Below are 21,210 nucleotides of genomic sequence, written 5' to 3'. Positions count from 1 at the left end.
TTTACCTCTGTGCGTCGCTCTAGCATTTCAATTAAGAAAACGAGATCGGCAGTTGTTCCAGTGAGCGGACAGACAGGTTGATTTGCCATTCAGGCATATCGGTGTTCAGGTGTATGCGGGGGGCTCGACGAATTAATTCGGTGAAGAAGACTTTCGCCTCAAGTTGCGCCAATGTATTACCGGGGCACAGGTGGATTGAGTGACCAAAAGCTAGATGACCCTTGGTGTCCCTGGCGATGTCAAAACGGTCCGCGGCGCCGAAAACGCGTTCATCCCTGTTGGCCGATGCCACCATCAAGAAGATCAAGTCGCCACGTCGAATGTTGGCCTCCTTGAACTTGAAGTCCTCAATCGCCATGCGCGACAGCCGTTGTACAGGGCTTTCGAAGCGCAGCATCTCGCTAATGGCACTGCGCATCAGCAGAGGGTTTTCACGTAGTTTTTGCTGTTCTTCCGGGTATTGCAGCAGGAGCAGCAAGCCGTTGCCGATCAGGTTGGTGGTGGTTTCGAACCCTGCGAAAACCATCATCAGGCAGGTCGCGAGAACCTCGTCCTCGCTCATGACGGCGTTACGCTCCTGGGCCTCGATCAGTGCGGTGATGAGATCGTTTTCAGGTGCACGGCGGCGCTGGCGAACGGTTTCGCGCAAAAATTCCATGGTTGTAATGACGCTCCGCATGGCGGCGTCTGCGCGTTCCACATACAAGTGCGGCGGGCAGCCAAAAAAATTGACGATATCGACCGCACATTGTTTCAGTAGATCTCTTCCCGCGTGGGGCGCGCCGATAATTTCGCAAACCACATTGAGCGGAAAGGGGCGGGCCAGTTCTGTGATCGCATCCACGCCCGCGTGATCGAATGCCGCGTCGAGCAGGACATCCACCTGCCGCTGAATGGCCGGCAGAAAGCTTTTGACGATGGTTGGGGTCATGGCTTTATTGATCAGCGCACGAAGCCGAGTGTGTGTCGGTCGTTCCAACATCAATGGCCACATCGATAAGATGTTCTCCAGCGGCTGGAATCGTTTTCTTAACGCCGGCGACAGTTGCTGCATGCGCGGAACGATCCGATTCGCGCTGATGCGTTGATCATGCAAAGCCGCCAATACATCTTCATGGCGAGTCACGATCCACGCTTGAATCTGCTCGCTCCAGTAGACTGGCTGTTCTTCCCTCAGGCGCGCATACAGGCTGTACGGATCCTGCTGGAACGTTGGGCAAAACAGATCAATATCAGGTAAGGCGTTTTTATAAGCTAACAGGCTATCCATAGTTCAATATCGTCCCTTTGTATATTCACCGTTGTGGTCTTATTGAGCTGTCCAGCCACCGTCGACTTTTAATGATTCGCCTGTGATAAAAGCTGCATCACAAGAACTGAGGAAAAGTACCGCATCGACGATATCGCTCGGCTCGCCCAAGCGACCCATCGGGTGCAGGGACGCAAGATGTTGTTTAGCGCTTTGTTGTTTGCCGATGTAACGCTCCACCATCGGCGTGTCTATGAACGCCGGTGCTACGCAATTGATACGTATGCCTTGTTGGGCGTATTCGAGTGAAGTGGTCTTTACCAGGCCTTCAATGGCATGTTTGGTTGCGCTATATGCGCTGAAGCCCGGAACACCTACGTGCCCGGCGATACTGCTGGTGTTCACAATCGAGCCGCCGTGTTGCAGCATCAGTTGTATTTCATGCTTGATGGCAACCATGATGCCCCATACGTTGATATCGAACAGGTTGCGATACTCGGCGTAGGTTATTTCGGTGACAGTACGTTCCAGTTCAATGCCCGCGTTATTAAAAGCAATGTCGAGGCGTCCGAACTTTTCTTTTATCTGTTTAAACAGCGCTTCGGCTTCGGTCTCGGAACTGATATCAACGGGGATGAACCAGGCAGACTCGGCACGAGATTGTATCGCCTCCATTAATCGTTGCCCTTCCTCTTCTCGACGACCAATAAAGATCACCGTGGCCCCTTGTTGGGCGAAGGCGATAACGGCTGCTTTGCCAATACCACTGGTTCCGCCGGTGACCAAGACGATTTTTCCAGCAAACTTAGATTGATTATCCGTCATGTCGTCGAAGTTCCTTTCGGTAATAACCACGATAATCAGGTTCCCGATAGAAGACCGGCGGGAACACTGAGTAAGTCAGTAGGTGCTTTGCTGTTTTGGATCCAAAATACTTGGTTGGTCAGTTTCTACAGCAGCCGTGAATCTAAATGAATAGGAATTCCCCGGTATTTATGTAGGGGATTGCTTAGTTCATAAAATTACTTTCAACGTCAGTCACCTATGGCCAGCAGGCATCATTGCGACGCCGTGGTGCGAGCGATGATTCGTTATTCGTTAATTCCATAAAGGTCTATAAATATCTATTTTGAGTATTTTTAAGGAATAAGACTTCCTTGTACGATCCCTTCACCGGAACACCGGACATATAGAGCAACCCTTTTCATTGGAGCCACTATGTCCGGCGCCGACACAACTCACAGCGATTATGTGGGCGGATTGTTCCGCAGCCATTACGGCTGGCTGTGCAGCCGCTTGCGCCGCCACCTGGATTCCAGCGCCAGCGCGGAAGACATTGCCGCCGACACCTTTGTCCAACTGCTGACTGCGCCGGATACGCTGTCGATTCGACAGCCTCGCGCGCTGCTGACCACCATTTCCCAACGGTTGATGTACCAGCTCTGGCGCCGTCGCGATCTGGAGCGTGCCTACCTGGAAGCCTTGCGGCATGAAGACGATGCCGAAGCGCCGTCCCCGGAGGACCTGGCGCAGATGCTCGAAGCCCTGGAAGCCATTGATCGCCTGCTCGACGGTTTGCCGGCCAAGGTCAAGGCAGCCTTCCTGCTGTCTCAGCTCAACGGTTTGACCTACCCACAAATCGCCATCGAGCTGGGCATTTCTCAGCGCTCGGTCAGTGACTACATGACCCGTGCCATTAACCGTTGCCTGCGCGCCCGGCTGGAATGACATGAACAGTGAATCGAACCACGATCGCCTGATCGACGACGCCACTCGCTGGGCGGTGTTGCTGCGCTCCGGGCAGGCCACTGATGCTGATCGCCTCGCCTATCAGCAGTGGCGCAGTCAGGACCCGCGGCATGAACTGCTGTGCAGCCAACTGGAAAACCGTCTCGGCGTTTTCCAGGTTCCGATTGCCCAAGGCATCAGCGGCGAACTGCTGCAACGTGCGCTGAGTGCGCCCAGCAGTCGGCGCAAGGTCTTGCAACGCGCCTTGCTTGGCGCTGGCGTGATATTGGGGGGCGGGGCCTTGGTCAGTCAGCGTGACGGCCCCTTGGCCGAACTGACGGCGGATGTGCGCACCGGCACCGGTCAGCGCCAGACCTTGATGCTGGCGGATGGCAGTGAGCTGCGGCTGAACGCGCAAAGCGCCGCGAATATCGACTTCGATCAACAACGCCGAGCCTTGCGGCTGCTGGAAGGTGAAGTGTTATTGAGCCTGGCCAGTGATCGCGACAGACCTTTTTTTATCCATACCCGCCAGGCCCGAGTGCGCGCCTATGGCCAGCGTTTGCTGGTGCGTGAGCGCGAAGGCCTGGGTCATGTGGCCGCCCTCAGCGGCACCCTTGAGATTGATGGCTTGAATGGCGAGCACCTGCTGCTGCAAGCAGGCCATGAGGTGGCATTCGGTGCCTTCGGTTTCGGCCCGGTGAGCCTGAGTCGCGGCAGCACCACGGCGTGGGTCGATGGTTTGCTGGAGCTGCGCGACACACCGCTGTCCGAAGTGGTCGAGGCCTTGCGACCCTATCGTCGCGGTGTGCTGCGTCTCGATCCGGCCATCTCCGGGCTGCGGGTCAGTGGCCTGTTTCGCCTGGACAACCCCGAGCAGATCCTCGACACCCTGGCCCGGACGCTGCCGATCCGGGTGTCTCGCCGCACCGATCTGTGGGTGACCCTGAGTGCCGCATGACCGCTGCGCATTACAAGTGGTTCTAAGACCATAACTAAACGATTTGCAGGTTTTCTCCCGGCCATTGCACATCACTGCCGTAAGCGCTGCGGGGAGCAGCGCTGTTGGATTCCTTGGGGGAGTCATCTTGCGTACATTCACACCATTGCAGCGTCGTTCGCGTCTCGCTTTTGCCATCGGCCCGTTGGCCGGTCTGTTGTTCACCAGTGCCTACGGCGCCGAAGCCGCCCGGCAGGATTACCACATCGCCTCGGGCCCACTGGACGAGGTGCTGCTGAGCATCAGCCGGCAAAGTGGCCAGGTGATTTCCTTTACGCCGCAACTGAGTCACTACTCGTCGGCCGCGGTCGGTGGGACCTTGTCTGCCGAGCAAGCCGTGGCGGCGGCCTTGCGTGGCACCGGCCTGCAATTGCAGGTCAGCCCGGACGGCGCGTTCATTATCAAGGAAGGCCCATCGACCTCGGCGTCGACAGCCCCGATCAGTACCAGCGGCAAGCCGCGCACGGTCGAATCGACGACAACGACCCTCGACCGGGTGGTGGCCATCGGTACTCGGCGCAATGACGCCACGGCCCTGACCAGCAGCGCCCCGGTGGACGTGATCAACAGCGAGGAACTGGTGCAGACCGGCGCCATCAGTCTCAATCAAGCGCTGTTCCAGTTGTTGCCGTCGTTCAACTTTCCACAGAACCAGAGTGCGACACGTGGGCAGAACCCCAAGGGTGCATCCTTGCGGGGGTTGTCGCCGGATCAGACCCTGGTGCTGATTAACGGCAAGCGCCGACATGCTTCGGCGGTGGTCAACATCTCCGGCGGCGTGCCTTTCATCGGTGCCCAACCCGTCGATTTGGACATGATTCCGATCAGCGCCATCGACCATGTCGAAGTGCTGCGCGACGGTGCTTCGGCGCAGTACGGTTCCGACGCGGTGGCCGGGGTGGTGAATATCGTGCTCAAGGAGCGCGACAGCGGCGGCCAGATCAACACCCAACTGGGCCAATACGCCCAGGGTGACGGGTTCAGCAAAAGCGCCGATGGCTGGTACGGCTTGGGTTTGCCAGGGGATGGTTTCCTCACCCTGAGTTTCAATGGCCTGAACAACAAACCCACGGATATCGGCGATCAGTACGTGGCCGGCGGGCAATGGCAAGACCCGCGCTGGGGTGGCGCCAGTCGTGACAAATACAACCTGGCGGCCAACGCCGAGGTCGGTCTCAACGATCAATGGCGGCTGTACAGTTTTGCCACGTTTGGCCAGGACAAGTCCGTCAACAACACACCACCGTTACTCGCGAGCAATCCCAATAACGTGGCCGCGATCTATCCCAATGGCACCATTCCCAAATACCGCTACCGCTATGAAGACGGTGCGCTGACGGTCGGCAGTCGCTACGAAGACGAGCGCATCGGGCGTTTCGACCTCAGTGCCACCTACGGGCGCGACAAGCATGACGAGTTGGCTTTCAACACGGTCAACCCGAGCTACGGCGCCAATAGCCCGACCAAATTCGATGTGGCGACATTGATCAACGAGCAAACCAACCTGGCCCTGGATTACGCCAAGGACCTGGACGTGGCCTGGTCGACGCACCCGCTCACCGTTTCGGCGGGCGTGGCGTATCGCGATGAGCAGTATCGGCTGGAGGCGGGCGACTATGACTCCTATTCCTTTGGCGGCATCGATGGCGTGCAGGTGGGCGCGGTGCAGGCTTCCGGGCTGACGCCGGACGATGCCGGGACTTACAAACGGCATGTCGGCGGTGTGTATTTCGGCCTCGAAAATCAGCTCACCGATAAGTTCCAGCTAGGCCTTGCCGGGCGTACCGAGCACTATTCCGACTTCGGCTCGGCCACCACCGGCAAGCTCTCGGCGCGTTACGACTTCACCCCGCAAGTGGGGCTGCGGGCCACCGTCAACAATGCCTACCGTGCGCCGACCCTGGGGCAGATCGGTACGTCGTGGACCACCACCACTAACGTCGATGCCAACGGCAACCCGGTGCTGACGCGCATGCTGCCGGCGGACAACCCGGCGGCCCGTGCCCTGGGCGCGCAACCGCTGAAACCGGAGAAATCCACCAACTACTCGGTGGGCCTGGTGCTGCGCCCCATCGAGCAAGCTTCTCTGACCATCGATGCGTACCAGATTTCGATTCGTGACCGACTGCTGTACAGCGGTGGCATTTCCGGACCTGAGGCCGAACGTATTCTCGCTGAAGCCGGATTCGGCCAGTACACCTGGGCGCAGTTCATGACTAACGCTGCGGACACTCGCACTCGCGGTGTCGACATCGTCGGCAAGTACAACCTCGACCTGCAGCAGTACGGTGCATTGAGCCTTTCCGCCGGCTACACGAAGGCCCGCACCACCATCGAGAAAATCCATGCCAACGCCTTCGGGTTTGATGTGCTGACCCGTGAGGCCCAAGGCTTTCTCGAACACGGTTACCCCGAAGACAAATTGGTGCTCGGTGCCACGCATCGCTACGGCCCCTGGACCATCGCTCTCAGCGAAACCCGTTATGGCGAGTACCGTAAATATGCGGCCTCGGCCGCCAATGCTCAGTACGACCAGACCTTCTCCGCCCAGTGGAACACGGACCTGGACGTGAACTACGCCTTCACCAAACAACTGCGGCTATCGGTGGGCGCCAACAACCTGTTCGACAGTAAACCCGACGAGTACAACGCCGCGCTGCGGCAGACCGCCGGGCAGCAGTACAGCTACCTGTCGCCGTCGGCACCGGAGGGGGCGTTTTACTACACCCGGCTCAGTTACGACTTTTAATCTGAAGCGTCGGCAATCGGCGGCTGCAGCCGTCGGCTTGCCGGCGTGAGGGCGCCGATGGCCACCGCACTTTCAATCGCGTTCCAACCGTTCCCCGGAGATACCGATGTTTAAACGTTTTACAGCCATTCTGTTCCTCACGCTTTGCACCACGCTGGCCCTGGCCGCCGAGCCTGCGCAGTTGCGCATCGGCTATCAGAAAAGCTCGGTGAACATGGTCCTCGCCCGCGAGCATCAGTTGCTTGAACAGGCCTTGCCGGGCACTCAGGTGCAATGGATCGAATTTCCCGGCGGCCCGCAACTGATTGAGGCGTTGAACGGCGGCAGCCTGGACATAGGCAACATCGGTGATATCCCACCAATATTTGCTCAGGCCGCAGGCATTGACCTGCAGTACATCGGCGTCGAACCCAGCGACGGCAAGACCGAAGCTATTCTGGTGCCCAAAACCAGCGAGGTGCAAAGCCTGGCGGACCTCAAGGGCAAGCGCGTTGCGCTGCTCAAGGGCTCCAGCGCCCACAACTTTTTTCTTAAAAGCCTGGTGCGTGCCGGTTTGCAGTTGAAGGATGTGAACCTGGTGTACCTGTCACCGGCCGATGCCCGGGCCGCTTTCGAGCAAGGCAAACTGGACGCCTGGGTGATCTGGGATCCCTATTATTCGGCAGCTCTGATCGATGGCAGCGCGCGCTTGCTCAGCGACGGCCAGGGGCTGGATTCCGGTGGCAGTTTCTACATCGCCAGCGGTGCGTTCGCCCGCCAACATCCCCACGCCATCGGGCCGATCCTCAAGGCTTTCGGGGCTGCCCAGCAGTTGTCGTTCGAGCAACGCGACGCGAGTATCGACAGCATGACCCAGACATTGGGGCTGCAACGTCCGGTGGTGGAGAGCTATTTCAATCACCGCTCCCGAGCGCCGATCCAGGGCATCGACGCGCGGACCATTGCCAGTCAGCAGCGCACGGCTGACTTGTTCCTGGCCAATCGACTGATCCCCAAAGCGGTGCACATCGAACAGATCGTCTTCAAGAGCGAGTGAACCCATGCAGCCAATCTATATCGATTTTCTTAACGGTCCGGACATCCAGGCCCTGGCGCTGGGCAATGATGAAATCCTCACCGCCATCGAAACCAGCCTGGCCATTCAGGGGCGCGGCGAGGCGGTGATCGAGCCGCGCACGCATTTGATTCCCGGTGGCGAAATCAACGGTCATTTCAATGTGCTGCGCGGTGTGTTGGGCGGTGACATCGGCTATGCCGGGGTCAAGGTGGTGGGGGATTTTGTCGACAATTACCGCAAGGGCCTGCCTTCGGAGCTGGCGATTCTCAACCTGCTGGACCCGGCCACCGGTGTGCCACGGGCGATCCTCGATGCCTCGGCGATCACCGACATGCGCACCGGCGCGGTCACGGCCATCGGCGCCAAGTACCTGGCGCGGCCCGACAGCAAGGTGCTGGCGCATATCGGCGCACGCGGCACGGCGTACTGGAATGTGCGGCTGCTGGATCACCTGTTCGACTTCGAGGAAATTCGCGTGCATTCCCGACGTGAAGACAGCCGTGAAGCGTTCGCCGAACGCCTGCGTCGCGACCTGGGCAAACCGGTGACCGTGACGTCCGATTGGGAAAGCGCAGTGCGTGGCGCAGACATCGTGGTCGAAGCCTCGCGGCTGAATCAACCCGAGCCACTGCTGCGCACGGAGTGGATCAAACCCGGCGCCTTCGTCGTGCCTTACGGCACCATGAGTGCGGTGGAATTATCCCTGACGGACATCATGAGCAAACTCGTGGTGGACGACTGGGGGCAGTGCAAGGGCGGGATGTTCGGGTCGTTGCGGGCCCACGTCGACGCCGGAAAACTCAGTGAAGCCAGTTTGCACGCCGAGCTCGGGCAAATCGTCGCCGGTCGGAAAAGCGGTCGCCAGACTCGCGAAGAAACCATCCTCTTCTGGCATCGTGGCTTGAGCCTGAGCGACATCGCTTTGGGGCATGCACTCCTGGAAAAGGCCCGGCGCCTGGGCATCGGCCAACGGTTGCGCTTCGCATGATCAACCTCGATATCCAGGGCCTGTCGCTGGTGGATTTGCAGCGTCTGGCCCATGACGATTCGGCGCTGGCGTTCAGTGCACAAGTCCGGCAACGGATCGCCGAGGGTCACGCCTTGCTGCTTGAACGCATGGCCACCGGGGAGCCGATCTACGGCGTCACCACCGGTCTTGGTGCGGCGCTGGACGTGCGCCCGAATGAGGATGACGCCGATCTGCAACGGCGCATTCCGTTGGGGCGTGCGGTGGGTGTCGGGCGCCTGGCCAGTGGCGTGGAATTGCGCGCCATTATCGGTGCGCGTCTGGCCGGCCTGGCTCAGGGGCGCTCGGGGATTTCACCGGCTGCCGCGGACAGTCTGTTGGCATTACTCAACGCCGGTATCGAGCCTGAAGTGCCACTGATTGGTTCTCTGGGCGAGAGTGATCTGGCGCCGTTGGCGCACCTGAGTCTGGCGCTGCTCGGTGAAGGCTGGGTGCACTGTCGCGGTGAACGATTGCCGGCCTTGCAAGCGCTGCGCAACAACGGCCTCGCTCCCGCGAACTTAATCGGGAAGGATGGCCTGGCCCTGGTGTCGGCGAATGCGGCGAGTGTCGGTCTCGGCGCACTGCTGGCTTACGAAGCCGAGGGTGCGCTCGATACGGTGCTGGCCGCGCTGGCCCTGTCTTGCGAGGGTTATCGGGCCAACCTTTCGCCGTTCCAGCCCTGGGCGTCACGGTTGCGTCCGGCAGCCGGGCAGGCGGGACAATCGGCTGCGTTGTTGGAACTGTTGCAGGGCGGTGAACTGACCTTGCCCGGTCACGCGCGACGTTTGCAAGACCCGTTGAGTTTTCGCTGTGCCACCGTGGTGCAAGGTGCGGCACGGCATGCCTGGGAACAACTGTGCGAGCACCTTGAAGTAGAACTCGGCAGTGGTGCCGACAACCCGGCGCTGATCGTCGAGCAGCAACAAGTGCTGGCCACGGCCAACTTCGACAGCACCCATCTGGCGTTGGCCGGTGAGGGACTGGGGCTGGCCTTGAGTCGAGTGGCCGCCTGTTCGGCCGAGCGGATTGCCAAGCTGTTGTCCACCGCTTCCAGTGACTTGCCACGGTTTCTGATCGAGCGCCCCGGCCACGTCGGCATGGCGGCGTTGCACCGTAGCGCGGCGGCATTGGTGGCGGACATCAGTCACTTGGCCAATCCGCTGCCGGCAGTGAGCATTGCCGTGGCGGATCGCGTCGAGGACTACGCCGGTCAAGCCCTGGCAGTCATCGAGAAAACCCGGCAACTGACCCAGCGCCTGGCCTGGCTGGCGAGTATAGAACTGATCGTCGCGGCCCAGGCCATCGATCTGCGCGGCCCCCTGCAATTGGGGGAGGGCAGTGGCCGGCTGTATCGGGCGGTGCGTAGCCAAGTGGCGCCTTTGCATGAGGATCGATCGGGCTCAGTGGATGTGCTGGCCCTGACCGCGTTTATCCAGCAGGGAGGGTTACGTAGCGTCAGCGTGTGACGCAGGTCAGATTCATCTTTTGCATCCGGGGGATATTCTGTAGCCTTGCGCGGCTCCAACGCTGTGCCTGATGAATACTCACTCTCCCGGCGGTACCCTCAAGCGGTCCGGAGCCGGGTGTATACTCGACTTTCGCGCGAAAGCGCCCGCAGGTCTTGCGATCATGACGCAAATTTCTGAACGCCTACTGGTTCAAGCTCACCTCGACGCCAAGCAGCCCAAGCCGCTGACCGCCGAGGAAGAGGCTTATTACCGCGCTGCCATTGCCGCCGAGCTCAAGGCTCAGGACGCGGTGCTGGTGGCCCACTTCTATTGCGATCCGGTGATTCAGGCCCTGGCCGAAGAAACCGGTGGTTGCGTCTCCGACTCCCTGGAAATGGCCCGCTTCGGCAATGCCCACCCGGCCAAGACCGTAGTGGTCGCCGGAGTGAAGTTCATGGGCGAGACCGCGAAGATCCTCAACCCCGAAAAACGCGTGCTGATGCCGACCCTGGAAGCGACCTGCTCGCTGGACCTGGGTTGCCCGGTGGACGAGTTCTCGGCGTTCTGCGATCAGCACCCGGAACGCACGGTGGTGGTGTATGCCAACACCTCGGCAGCGGTGAAAGCCCGGGCCGACTGGGTGGTGACTTCAAGCTGCGCGCTGGAGATCGTCGAAAGCCTGATGGATAACGGCGAAACGATCATCTGGGGCCCGGACAAACACCTGGGCACTTACATCCAGCGCAAGACCGGCGCGGACATGTTGCTGTGGGACGGTGCCTGCATCGTTCACGAAGAGTTCAAGTCCAAGCAGCTTGAAGACATGAAGGCGCTGTACCCGGACGCGGCCATTCTGGTGCACCCGGAGTCGCCGACCTCGGTGATCGAATTGGCGGATGCCGTCGGTTCTACCAGTCAGTTGATCGCTGCGGCGCAAAGCCTGCCGAACAAGACCCTGATCGTCGCCACCGACCGCGGCATCTTCTACAAGATGCAGCAGCTGTGTCCGGACAAAGTCTTCATCGAGGCGCCAACGGCCGGTAACGGTGCCGCGTGCCGCAGTTGCGCGCATTGCCCATGGATGGCGATGAATACCCTTGAGCGCACGCTGAAGAGCTTGAAGGAAGGGACGAACGAGATCTTTGTCGATCCGGCATTGATTCCCCAGGCGATCCGACCGTTGAAGCGGATGCTGGACTTCACCCAGGCGGCGCGGATGAAGTTGGCCGGTAACGCCTGAGTCGTAAAATATGTGGGAGCGGGCTTGCTCGCGAAGGCGGTGTATCAGTCGACATTGATGGTGACTGACACGCCGCCTTCGCGAGCAAGCCCGCTCCCACAGTGTTTTGTGTTCTGCTGGATTACTTGGTCTTCTTCGGGATACGCACCAACTGCGTATTTGAATACATGTCATGCCAGCTGCGTTTCTGCTTATCAAACAGCGGCCAGAGAAACCCCAGGCCCACGCACAACCAAGACCCGATCGACACCACAAAGCGCAGCAACGCCTGCCACAGGCTGATGGACGACCCGTCGGCGTTTTGCACGCGGATCCCCCACACCTGCATGCCCAACGTCTGGCCAGACCAGGTCCAGAACTTGGCGAAGAATCCGAACAACACAAAAAACAGCACCGTCGACAGCAACGGATCACCGTCCAGGGCGCCGGCTTCGGTCAGGGTGCGCATCTTGTCTTCGCCGATGATCGCCATCTGGATCATCTTGTAAATGCCGCTGGTGACGATCAGCAGGGCGGTGCACAACAGGAAGTCATAGAACATCGCTGCCAGGCGACGACCCAGGGTGGCGGCGGGGAACTCGCCCTGGGGTTTGAGCAGGTGTTTCGACATGGCAGCCTCTGGCGGAAAAAGAAGCCATTTTACGGATTTACGCGCACAAAAAAGCCCCTGATGTCAGCATCAGGGGCTTTTTCGTTACAGAAGGTTAGGCTTCTGCTTGTACTTCGTCAGCCTGCATGCCTTTCTGGCCTTGCACAGCGACGAAAGTCACTTTCTGGCCTTCTTTCAGGCTCTTGAAGCCGTTGCCCTGGATGGCGCGGAAATGCACGAACAGATCCGGACCGCTTTCAGGAGTGATAAAACCAAAACCTTTCTCGTCGTTAAACCACTTGACGGTACCGCTCTGACGTGTGGACATTTCTTATTCCTTTGACGCAAAAATTAATGACAGTCTCTTTCTCATGAAAGAGTACTGGGGCTGGTTGCAGGAGAGTAAGAAGACGTCGAACGGGATGTAGCTAACTTGTAGGCTACTGCCCAGGTCACGATTCCAAGCGACCCATGCAAACACAGTGAACAAACTCTACGCCAACTAGCCAATAAAAAACAAGCCCCTGCGAGGGGCCCGGTTTTGCTCAGGTTGGTGACTGTTAGTCGGTCCACTAGTGCGGGCTTATTCGATAGAGGTGTTCAATTGTTTTCGATCGTTATAAGCCAAGTTCATTATCGAACGGTTGCACTGTTTTATGGCGGTTGCGTTACAGATTAGTGCACTGTTAGCGCAACCGCGTTACTTATAGAAACAGTCAATCAACCACGGAAGTAGCGTTGCGGAACAAATGGCATTTTGCTTACAAGCAAAGGCACCTTTTTCCCACGAACAATCGCCCACACCGGCGTGTCGAGTGCGATATAGGCACTGTCGACGTAACCCATGGCCAGAGGAGCACCGAGGGTCGGCCCGAAGCCGCCGCTGCACACGCTGCCGATGATCTCGCCGGCTTCGTTGACGATCTCTGCGCCTTCACGCACCGGTGTGCGTTCTTGCGGCAACAGGCCAACGCGTTTGCGGCTGACCCCGCCTTGTTGTTGCGCAAACACGGTTTCCGCGCCCGGGAAGCCGCCGGCCCGCGCGCCATCGGCACGACGGGGCTTGGACATGGCCCACAGCAGGCTGGCTTCGATCGGGGTGGTCTCGGTGTTCATGTCGTGGCCATAGAGGCACAGACCGGCTTCCAGGCGCAGGGAGTCACGGGCGCCGAGGCCGATGGCGGCCACTTCCGGTTCCGCCAGCAGGGCGCGAGCCAGGGCTTCGGCGTTGGCGGCCGGGACGGAGATTTCGAAACCGTCTTCGCCGGTGTAGCCCGAACGGCTGACAAAGCACTCCACGCCCAACAGCTTCACGCGGGCGAATTGCATGAAGGTCATCTTCGACACTTCCGGCGCCAGGCGTGCGAGCACGGTCACGGCCGCCGGGCCTTGCAACGCCAGCAACGCGCGTTCTTCGAACAGCGGCTCGATCGTGCATTGATCGCCGATGTGCTGGCGCAAGTGCGCCAAATCCTGATCCTTGCAAGCGGCGTTGACCACCAGGAACAGCTCGTCGTTACCGAGGTTGGCGACCATCAGGTCGTCGAGGATGCCGCCGGTGTCGTTGGTGAACATCGCGTAACGCTGCATGCCCACCGGCAAGTCGATGATGTCCACCGGCACCAGGGTTTCCAGGGCCTTGGCGGCATTCGCGCCGGTCAGGCGGATCTGGCCCATGTGCGAGACATCGAACAGCCCGGCCAGCTCACGGGTGTGTTGGTGTTCTTTCATCACGCCCAGCGGGTATTGCACTGGCATGTCGTAGCCGGCGAACGGCACCATGCGCGCGCCGAGTTCGATGTGCAGTGCGTGCAGCGGAGTTTTCAGCAATTGTTCGGTGGACATATTCAGCTCCTGAAAAAGTGTGCAGATGCCAATGCGCGCGCATCAGCACTCGATAATGTTGACCGCCAAACCGCCACGGGCGGTTTCCTTGTATTTGCTTTTCATGTCGGCGCCGGTCTGGCGCATGGTGCGGATGACCTTATCCAGCGAGACGAAGTGTTGACCGTCGCCGCGCAGGGCCATGCGCACCGCGTTGATGGCTTTCACCGAACCCATGGCGTTGCGCTCGATGCACGGCACTTGAACGAGGCCGCCAATCGGGTCGCAGGTCAGGCCGAGGTTATGTTCCATGCCGATTTCGGCAGCGTTTTCCACTTGCTGCACCGTGCCGCCGAGGACTTCGCACAAGGCGCCGGCCGCCATCGAACAGGCGACGCCGACTTCACCCTGACAGCCGACTTCTGCGCCGGAGATCGAGGCGTTTTCTTTATAGAGAATGCCGATTGCCGCTGCGGTCAGCAGAAAACGCACGACGCCGTCTTCGTTGGCGCCGGGGATGAAGCGCATGTAGTAATGCAACACCGCCGGGACGATCCCCGCCGCACCGTTAGTGGGCGCAGTCACCACGCGCCCGCCATTGGCGTTTTCTTCGTTGACCGCCAATGCGTAGAGGTTGACCCAGTCCAGCACTGACAGCGGATCGCGCAGGGCCGATTCCGGGTTCTTGCACAATTGCCGATGCAACGCGGCAGCACGGCGCTTGACCTTCAAGCCACCGGGCAGGATGCCTTCGTTACGGCAACCGGCGGCGACGCAGTCCTGCATCACTTGCCAGATGTTCAGCAAACCGGCGCGGGTTTCCGCTTCCGGGCGCCAGGCGCTTTCGTTGGTCAGCATCACCTGGCTGATCGACAAACCGTAGGTGGTGCAATGAGTGAGCAGGTCCTTGGCGCTTTTGAACGGGAACGTCAGCGGCGTGGCGTCTTCGACGATGCGGTCGGCGCCGGCCGCATCTTCATCGACCACGAATCCACCGCCGACCGAGTAGTACTCACGGCTGCGGATCTGTATGCCCGCCGCATCGAAGGCGCGAAAGATCATGCCGTTGGGGTGATAGGCCAACGGTTTGCGGATCATCGCCAGGTGTTCTTTCTCGTTGAACGCAATGCTGTGTTCGCCGAGCAGGTTCAAGCGACCGTTACCGCGAATTTCTTGCAGACGGGCGGCGACGGTTTCGGTGTTCACGGTGTCCGGGTGTTCGCCTTCCAGGCCGAGCAACACAGCCTTGTCGCTGCCGTGGCCCTTGCCGGTGGCGCCGAGCGAGCCGTAGAGCTCGACTTTGACGCAGGTGGTGGCGGTCAGCAGCCCTTCACGGCGCAAACCTTCGGCGAAACGCGCAGCGGCACGCATCGGGCCGACGGTGTGGGAGCTGGAGGGGCCGATGCCAATCTTGAACAGGTCGAACACGCTTAACGACATGAGTTGTTCTCCGGTTTCTTGTTATAGGAATTCGCGGAATCTGAGGTTTTGCACAAATCCTTTTGGGAGCGGGCTTGCTCGCGAATGCGGTGGGTCAGGCAACATTGAGGGTGACTGATCCACCGCATTCGCGAGCAAGCCCGCTCCCACAAGGGGAAATGCGGTGGGGCGGATTAACCGCCCCACACAGGTTTAAGCGTAGCTTTCGATCGACGGGCAAGCGCAGACCAGGTTGCGATCGCCAAACACGTTGTCGACGCGACCGACCGGCGGCCAGTATTTGCCTTCGATCAGCGAAGCAACCGGGTAAACCGCTTGTTCACGGCTATACGGATGCGTCCACTCGCCGACGATTTCCGCCGCGGTGTGCGGGGCGTTTTTCAGCGGGTTGTCGTCCTTGTCCAGGGTGCCGTTTTCCACTGCGCGGATTTCTTCGCGGATGCGGATCATGGCGTCGCAGAAGCGGTCCAGTTCTTCCTTGGATTCGCTTTCGGTCGGCTCGATCATCAACGTGCCGGCGACCGGGAACGACATGGTCGGGGCGTGGAAGCCGAAGTCGATCAGGCGCTTGGCCACGTCATCGACGCTGATGCCGCTGCTGTCTTTCAGCGGGCGCAGGTCGAGGATGCATTCGTGTGCCACCAGACCGTTGCTGCCGGTGTAGAGCACTGGGTAATGCTCTTCGAGGCGACGGGAAATGTAGTTGGCATTCAGGATCGCCAGTTGCGAAGCGCGTTTCAGACCGGCGCCGCCCATCATGCGAATGTACATCCAGGTGATCGGCAAAATGCTCGCGCTGCCGAACGGTGCCGCGCACACCGCGCCTTCCTTGCGTTGCATGGTGCCGTGACCTGGCAGGAACGGGGTCAGGTGCGATTTCACACCAATCGGGCCGACGCCCGGGCCGCCACCGCCGTGTGGAATGCAGAAGGTTTTGTGCAGGTTCAGGTGGCTCACGTCGCCGCCGAACTTGCCCGGCGCGCAGAGGCCGACCATCGCGTTCATGTTGGCGCCGTCGATGTACACCTGGCCGCCGTGGTCATGAATGATGCCGCAGATTTCGCGGATGCCTTCTTCGAACACGCCGTGGGTCGACGGGTAGGTGATCATCAAGGCCGCGAGGTGTTCGCGGTGCTCGATGGCCTTGGCGCGCAGGTCTTCGATGTCGACGTTGCCACGGGCATCGCACGCGGTCACAACCACGCGCATGCCGGCCATGTTGGCGGTGGCCGGGTTGGTGCCGTGGGCGGAAGACGGGATCAGGCAGATGTCGCGACGGTCTTCGCCACGGCTCTGGTGGTAAGCGCGGATTGCCAGCAGGCCAGCGTATTCACCCTGGGAACCGGCGTTCGGTTGCAGCGAGATCGAATCGTAACCGGTAGCGGCGCAGAGCATCGCTTCCAATTCGTCGGTCAATTGCTGGTAACCGGCGCTTTGTGCGGCCGGGGCGAACGGGTGCAGGGCACCGAATTCAGCCCAGGTCACCGGGATCATTTCGCTGGCGGCGTTGAGTTTCATGGTGCACGAACCCAGCGGGATCATGGTGCGATCCAGCGCCAGGTCCTTGTCGGCGAGCTTGCGCAGGTAGCGCATCAGCTCGGTTTCCGAGTGGTAACGGTTGAACACCGGGTGGCTGAGGATCGGCGATTGGCGCACCAGGGCGGCTGGGATGGTCGCTTGAACCGAAGCGGCGAGGGCGGCGAAGTCTGGCAGCGCTTTGCCGTCAGCCAGCAGGGCCCACAGGGTTTCCACGTCAGCTTGCGAGGTGGTTTCGTCGAGGGACAGGCCCAGACGTTCGGCATCGACGACGCGCAGGTTGATCTGCTGGGCGCGAGCATTGTCGTGCAATGCGGCAGTGTTAGCGCCGGTCTTGATTGTTAGCGTATCGAAGAAGTTTTCCTGCTCGACGTTCAGACCGATGGCTTTCAGGCCCTGGGCCAGAATCGCGGTCAGGTGATGCACGCGGTTGGCGATCTGCGTCAGGCCTTTCGGACCGTGGTACACGGCGTACATGCTGGCGATGTTGGCCAACAGCACCTGAGCGGTGCAGATGTTCGACGTGGCTTTCTCGCGGCGGATATGTTGCTCGCGGGTCTGCATCGCCAGGCGCAGGGCCGGCTTGCCGAAACGGTCCACGGAGACACCGACCAGACGGCCCGGCATGTCGCGCTTGAACGCATCTTTCGTCGAGAAATAAGCGGCGTGCGGACCGCCGAAGCCCAGCGGCACGCCGAAGCGTTGCGCACTGCCGATGGCCACGTCGGCGCCGAACTCGCCCGGTGGCGTGAGCACGGTCAGGGCCAGCAGGTCAGCGGCGACGGCTACCAAAGCGTTGGCGGCATGGAAGCGTTCGGTCAGTTCGCGGTAATCGAACACGTCACCGTTGCTGGCCGGGTATTGCAGCAGCGCGCCGAAGAATGGCGTCACGTCGGTCAGTGTGTGCTCGTCGCCGACCACCACGTCGATGCCCAACGGCTCGGCACGGGTGCGCAGCACGTCGAGGGTTTGCGGGTGGCAATGCACGGAGGCGAAGAAGGCGTGGCTGCCCTTGTTCTTGCTCAGGCGTTTGCAGAAGGTCATGGCTTCGGCGGCGGCGGTGGCTTCGTCGAGCAGCGAGGCGTTGGCGATCGGCAGGCCGGTCAGGTCGCTGATCAGGGTCTGGAAGTTCAACAGCGCTTCGAGACGGCCCTGGGAAATCTCCGGTTGATACGGGGTGTACGCGGTGTACCAGGCCGGGTTTTCCAGCAGGTTGCGCAGGATCGGCGACGGCGTGTGCGTGCCGTAGTAACCCTGGCCGATGTAGGTCTTGAACAGTTGGTTCTTGGCGGCGATGCCTTTGATCAGCGCCAGGGCGTCGGCTTCGCTCAAGCCATCGTCCATACCGAGCACGCTGGTGCCCTTGATGCTTTCCGGAATGACGCTGGCGCTCAGAGCTTCCAGGGAGTCGAAACCGAGGCTGTTGAGCATCGCTTGTTCGTCGCCGGAACGCGGGCCGATGTGGCGGGCGATGAATTCGTTGGCGGTGGTCAGGTTTACTTGAGTCATGTCAGCGCTCCTCAGGCTTCGGCGTTGGCTTTGATCAAACGGTCGTAAGCGTCCTGATCCAGCAGTTTGGCGACAGCCGAGGCGTCGGCAGGCTGGAAGCGGAAGAACCAGCCTTCGCCCAGCGGGTCTTCGTTGACCAGCTCAGGGCTGCTGTCGAGTGCCGGGTTGACTTCCAGCACTTCACCGTCGAGGGGCATGTACACGCCGCTGGCGGCTTTGACCGATTCCACGGTGGCGGCTTCGGCGCCTTTGTCGTAGGACTGCAGCTCAGGCAGTTGTACGAAAACCACGTCGCCCAAGGCGTTCTGCGCGAAAGCGGTGATGCCGACTGTAACGCTGCCGTCAGCTTCAGTGCGCAGCCATTCGTGATCTTCAGTAAAACGCAACTCGCTCATGGAAACTCCTAAGGGGGCCAGACTCGTCTGGTGGACGCGATTGAATGCTTGGGCTAAAGCCCTTCTTTATAGGGGGTTACTAAGCAAGATCGCGGCCAAGGTTGTTAAACCCTTATAAATCAATGCTTTGTGTGTTTCCGAAGATCGCTGGATTGAAGCGGCTGTAGCGAAATCGCTACAGTCTGAAGCGAAGAAAAAAGCGTAATGGGATCAAAGCCTTGCACAGCGGCGATCAGAAGAGGTTGTATCGATATCGTTCCACTGTAGCGCTTTCAGTACAGATGGAGGTCGCTTTTAAACAGGTTAGAAACCTTTGAATTGAAATTCGCCCCGTAGGAGCTGCCGAAGGCTGCGATCTTGTCCCAGACGCTGCAAGGCTAAAGTCAAAAGATCGCAGCCTACGGCAGCTCCTACAGGGGTGGGCGTACGCATGCCGAAGGCTGCGATCTTGTCCCAGACGCTACAAGGCTAAAGTCAAAAGATCGCAGCCTTCGGCAGCTCCTACAGGTCGACCGAGTAACGCTCAGGGCTTATTGGGAATCCCGTACTTGCGCAACCGATGGGCAATCGCGGTGTGGGAGGTTTGTAGCCGATTCGCCAATTGCCGGGTCGAGGGATAGCTGACGTAAAGCTTTTCCAGCAGGGTCTTTTCGAACTCTTCCATGGCCTGCTCAAGGCTATCCACTTCGCTGTCACTCTGGCGCGCCACCGACGTGCCGGCGATGTCGAGATCCCCAATATCCACCAAACTGCTTTCGCAAATCGCCGCAGCGCGGAAGATCACGTTTTGCAATTGCCGCACATTGCCCGGCCAGCGGTTGCCCAGCAGTGCCGGGTAAGTGCCGGGCGCCAGGCGACAGACCGGGCGCTGGATCTGCGCGCAAGCCTGCTGCATGAAGTAGCGGGCGAGCAGCAAAATGTCCTGGCCGCGCTCGCGCAGCGGCGGGACTTCGACGTTGAGCACATTGAGGCGATAGAACAGGTCTTCGCGGAAAGTGCCTTCGCTGACCATTTTTTCCAGGTCGCGGTGGGTCGCGCTGAGGATCCGCACGTTGACCTTCACTTCACGATCACCGCCCACCCGCCGGAAACTGCCGTCATTCAAAAAACGCAGCAACTTGGCCTGCAAATACGGCGACATCTCGCCGATTTCATCGAGAAACACCGTGCCCTGGTTGGCCAGTTCCATCAGCCCCGGTTTGCCGCCCCGTTGCGCGCCAGTGAAGGCGCCGGGGGCGTAGCCGAACAGTTCGCTTTCGGCGAGGTTCTCCGGCAAAGCCGCGCAGTTCAGTGCAAGAAACGGCGCACTGTGCCGCGCGCTGATGGCGTGGCAGGCACGGGCCACCAGTTCTTTGCCGGTGCCGGTTTCGCCCTGGATCAACAACGGTGCATCGAGGGCGGCCACACGTTGGGCACGGGCCTTCAACGTACGAATCGCCGGGGACTCGCCGAGCAGCGCATCGAAACCTTCCGCATGATCGTGGTGCAGCGCCGACAGACGTTCGCCGATCCGGTTCGGCTGATACAGCGTCAGCAGGGCGCCGGCATCGGTGATCGGCGTGGCGTCCAGCAACAAGGTCTGGCCGTTGACGGTGATTTCACGCAGCGGCAGGCGAAAGCCGTTTTCCAGCAAGGCATCGAGCAGCGCCGGGTCGGCAAACAGGTCGGCGATGCTTTCACCGGCCGGTTCGCGCCCGTACAGGGCAATCAGCGCCGGGTTGGCCAGCAGCACTTTGCCGGCACTGTCGAGGGCCAGCACCGGGTCGGTCATGGCCGCGAGCAACGCATCGAGCTGCAAGTGCCGGCGCTGGCCGGGCAGGATGTCGACCACCGTCATCGCCTGCACGCCGCGCACGCTGAGCAAGGCATCGCGCAGCTCTTCGAGGACTTCCGGGCTCAGGGTCGGGGCGTCGATGTAGACGTTCGGCGGAACCATTTCCACCGCATCCAGATTGAGATTGCGCCCACCGAGCAGGGCCAGGACTTCCTGGGTAATGCCGACGCGGTCGATGAAGCTGACGTGGATACGCATGGGGCGGTTTTTGGTTCTGGCGTGCGGAGGGTGGCAAGTATGCCTTGGTGGAGGGCTGGGGTGAAATCTTGAGATTCAGGTTGGGGTTGAAAGCCACCCCTCACCCCAGCCCTCTCCCCAAAGGGGAGAGGGGAAAGGGAGCCGATCTCTGTTGCTTTCAAGTCCTGAGTTCGACTTGATATTTCAGGTCGATGTAGCTCGAACATGCAACTCGGTCAGTTCCTTCTCCCCTCTGGGGAGAGGGAGCCGATCTCTGTTGCTTTCAAGTCCTGAGTTCGACTTGATATTTCAGGTCGATGTAGCTCGAACATGCAACTCGGTCAGTTCCTTCTCCCCTCTGGGGAGAGGGGGAAAGGGAGCCGATCTCTGTTGCTTTCAAGTCCTGAGTTCGACTTGATATCTCAG

Annotated in this window: 16 protein-coding genes; 7 read left to right on the top strand and 9 right to left on the bottom strand. The window is 60.2% G+C overall.

The features are described from left to right. Positions 1 to 31 precede the first annotated feature (31 nt). Together HB680_RS09580 and HB680_RS09575 are read right to left on the bottom strand one after the other, a co-directional pair. Positions 32 to 1,270 (bottom strand): cytochrome P450, encoded by a 1,239-nt coding sequence (locus tag HB680_RS09580; protein WP_213938261.1) that lies wholly within the window; start codon positions 1,268 to 1,270, stop codon positions 32 to 34. A gap of 39 nt (positions 1,271 to 1,309) precedes the next feature. After that, positions 1,310 to 2,074 carry a glucose 1-dehydrogenase gene (locus HB680_RS09575; protein ID WP_213938260.1) on the bottom strand — a complete coding sequence of 255 codons (765 nt, stop codon included), beginning with the start codon at positions 2,072 to 2,074 and terminating at the stop codon, positions 1,310 to 1,312. A gap of 393 nt (positions 2,075 to 2,467) precedes the next feature. On the opposite strand from HB680_RS09575, the gene HB680_RS09570 reads away from it, so the two are divergent. From HB680_RS09570 to nadA, 7 genes are all read left to right on the top strand, one after another. Continuing rightward, the gene (locus tag HB680_RS09570; protein WP_213938259.1) at positions 2,468 to 2,977 is read left to right on the top strand and encodes a sigma-70 family RNA polymerase sigma factor; all 510 of its coding nucleotides are present in this window, start codon (positions 2,468 to 2,470) and stop codon (positions 2,975 to 2,977) included. Between the two features lies 1 nt (position 2,978). Beyond that, a complete protein-coding gene (locus tag HB680_RS09565) occupies positions 2,979 to 3,938 on the top strand; it encodes a FecR domain-containing protein (protein WP_213938258.1) in 960 nt (319 codons plus the stop codon). A 124-nt stretch (positions 3,939 to 4,062) separates the two neighbouring features. Continuing rightward, positions 4,063 to 6,726: a TonB-dependent receptor gene (locus HB680_RS09560; protein WP_213938596.1), complete on the top strand. Its 2,664-nt coding sequence runs from the start codon at positions 4,063 to 4,065 to the stop codon at positions 6,724 to 6,726. A 106-nt stretch (positions 6,727 to 6,832) separates the two neighbouring features. Continuing rightward, positions 6,833 to 7,762, top strand: coding sequence for an aliphatic sulfonate ABC transporter substrate-binding protein (locus tag HB680_RS09555; RefSeq protein ID WP_213938257.1), 930 nt, complete (start codon positions 6,833 to 6,835; stop codon positions 7,760 to 7,762). Positions 7,763 to 7,766: 4 nt separating this feature from the next. Beyond that, entirely contained in the window at positions 7,767 to 8,771 is a 1,005-nt protein-coding gene (locus tag HB680_RS09550; protein WP_213938256.1) for an ornithine cyclodeaminase family protein, read from the top strand. After that, positions 8,768 to 10,258, top strand: a complete 1,491-nt coding sequence (locus tag HB680_RS09545; protein WP_213938255.1) for an aromatic amino acid lyase — start codon at positions 8,768 to 8,770, stop codon at positions 10,256 to 10,258. Before HB680_RS09550 ends, HB680_RS09545 begins: the two co-directional genes overlap by 4 nt. A 163-nt stretch (positions 10,259 to 10,421) precedes the next feature. After that, positions 10,422 to 11,480, top strand: coding sequence for a quinolinate synthase NadA (nadA, locus tag HB680_RS09540; RefSeq protein WP_008080237.1), 1,059 nt, complete (start codon positions 10,422 to 10,424; stop codon positions 11,478 to 11,480). Positions 11,481 to 11,601: 121 nt separating this feature from the next. Here the strand turns inward: nadA and HB680_RS09535 are convergent, their stop codons facing one another. The 7 genes from HB680_RS09535 to HB680_RS09505 form a co-directional block, all read right to left on the bottom strand. Beyond that, a complete protein-coding gene (locus HB680_RS09535) occupies positions 11,602 to 12,090 on the bottom strand; it encodes an RDD family protein (RefSeq protein WP_213938254.1) in 489 nt (162 codons plus the stop codon). Between the two features lie 94 nt (positions 12,091 to 12,184). After that, the gene (locus HB680_RS09530; protein WP_003227496.1) at positions 12,185 to 12,397 is read right to left on the bottom strand and encodes a cold-shock protein; all 213 of its coding nucleotides are present in this window, start codon (positions 12,395 to 12,397) and stop codon (positions 12,185 to 12,187) included. A gap of 392 nt (positions 12,398 to 12,789) precedes the next feature. Further along, complete coding sequence (gcvT, locus tag HB680_RS09525) at positions 12,790 to 13,914, bottom strand: glycine cleavage system aminomethyltransferase GcvT (RefSeq protein ID WP_213938253.1); 1,125 nt, start codon at positions 13,912 to 13,914, stop codon at positions 12,790 to 12,792. A gap of 42 nt (positions 13,915 to 13,956) precedes the next feature. Then, positions 13,957 to 15,333 carry an L-serine ammonia-lyase gene (locus tag HB680_RS09520; protein ID WP_213938252.1) on the bottom strand — a complete coding sequence of 459 codons (1,377 nt, stop codon included), beginning with the start codon at positions 15,331 to 15,333 and terminating at the stop codon, positions 13,957 to 13,959. Positions 15,334 to 15,525: 192 nt separating this feature from the next. Further along, the gene (gcvP, locus tag HB680_RS09515) at positions 15,526 to 18,378 is read right to left on the bottom strand and encodes an aminomethyl-transferring glycine dehydrogenase (RefSeq protein WP_213938251.1); all 2,853 of its coding nucleotides are present in this window, start codon (positions 18,376 to 18,378) and stop codon (positions 15,526 to 15,528) included. Positions 18,379 to 18,389: 11 nt separating this feature from the next. Continuing rightward, on the bottom strand, positions 18,390 to 18,773 hold the full coding sequence (gcvH, locus tag HB680_RS09510; protein ID WP_213938250.1) for a glycine cleavage system protein GcvH: 384 nt from the start codon (positions 18,771 to 18,773) through the stop codon (positions 18,390 to 18,392). 523 nt (positions 18,774 to 19,296) lie between these two features. Further along, positions 19,297 to 20,805, bottom strand: a complete 1,509-nt coding sequence (locus HB680_RS09505; protein ID WP_213938249.1) for a sigma-54-dependent transcriptional regulator — start codon at positions 20,803 to 20,805, stop codon at positions 19,297 to 19,299. Positions 20,806 to 21,210 lie beyond the last annotated feature (405 nt).

This window comes from Pseudomonas sp. dw_612 (assembly GCF_018449725.1).
Lineage (GTDB): Bacteria > Pseudomonadota > Gammaproteobacteria > Pseudomonadales > Pseudomonadaceae > Aquipseudomonas.
The sequence above is the reverse complement of the archived record's forward strand: the minus strand, read 5'-3'. Positions and strand labels throughout refer to the sequence as shown.

What these genes read in the sequence shown, in the direction of transcription:
- HB680_RS09550 (WP_213938256.1), top strand. Translation starts at nt 7,767, where the DNA reads ATGCAGCCAATCTATATCGATTTTCTTAACGGTCCGGACATCCAGGCC.
- HB680_RS09505 (WP_213938249.1), bottom strand. Translation starts at nt 20,805, where the DNA reads ATGCGTATCCACGTCAGCTTCATCGACCGCGTCGGCATTACCCAGGAA.
- gcvP (WP_213938251.1), bottom strand. Translation starts at nt 18,378, where the DNA reads ATGACTCAAGTAAACCTGACCACCGCCAACGAATTCATCGCCCGCCAC.
- HB680_RS09575 (WP_213938260.1), bottom strand. Translation starts at nt 2,074, where the DNA reads ATGACGGATAATCAATCTAAGTTTGCTGGAAAAATCGTCTTGGTCACC.
- HB680_RS09565 (WP_213938258.1), top strand. Translation starts at nt 2,979, where the DNA reads ATGAACAGTGAATCGAACCACGATCGCCTGATCGACGACGCCACTCGC.
- nadA (WP_008080237.1), top strand. Translation starts at nt 10,422, where the DNA reads ATGACGCAAATTTCTGAACGCCTACTGGTTCAAGCTCACCTCGACGCC.
- HB680_RS09555 (WP_213938257.1), top strand. Translation starts at nt 6,833, where the DNA reads ATGTTTAAACGTTTTACAGCCATTCTGTTCCTCACGCTTTGCACCACG.
- HB680_RS09545 (WP_213938255.1), top strand. Translation starts at nt 8,768, where the DNA reads ATGATCAACCTCGATATCCAGGGCCTGTCGCTGGTGGATTTGCAGCGT.
- HB680_RS09530 (WP_003227496.1), bottom strand. Translation starts at nt 12,397, where the DNA reads ATGTCCACACGTCAGAGCGGTACCGTCAAGTGGTTTAACGACGAGAAA.
- gcvT (WP_213938253.1), bottom strand. Translation starts at nt 13,914, where the DNA reads ATGTCCACCGAACAATTGCTGAAAACTCCGCTGCACGCACTGCACATC.
- gcvH (WP_213938250.1), bottom strand. Translation starts at nt 18,773, where the DNA reads ATGAGCGAGTTGCGTTTTACTGAAGATCACGAATGGCTGCGCACTGAA.
- HB680_RS09520 (WP_213938252.1), bottom strand. Translation starts at nt 15,333, where the DNA reads ATGTCGTTAAGCGTGTTCGACCTGTTCAAGATTGGCATCGGCCCCTCC.
- HB680_RS09570 (WP_213938259.1), top strand. Translation starts at nt 2,468, where the DNA reads ATGTCCGGCGCCGACACAACTCACAGCGATTATGTGGGCGGATTGTTC.
- HB680_RS09580 (WP_213938261.1), bottom strand. Translation starts at nt 1,270, where the DNA reads ATGGATAGCCTGTTAGCTTATAAAAACGCCTTACCTGATATTGATCTG.
- HB680_RS09535 (WP_213938254.1), bottom strand. Translation starts at nt 12,090, where the DNA reads ATGTCGAAACACCTGCTCAAACCCCAGGGCGAGTTCCCCGCCGCCACC.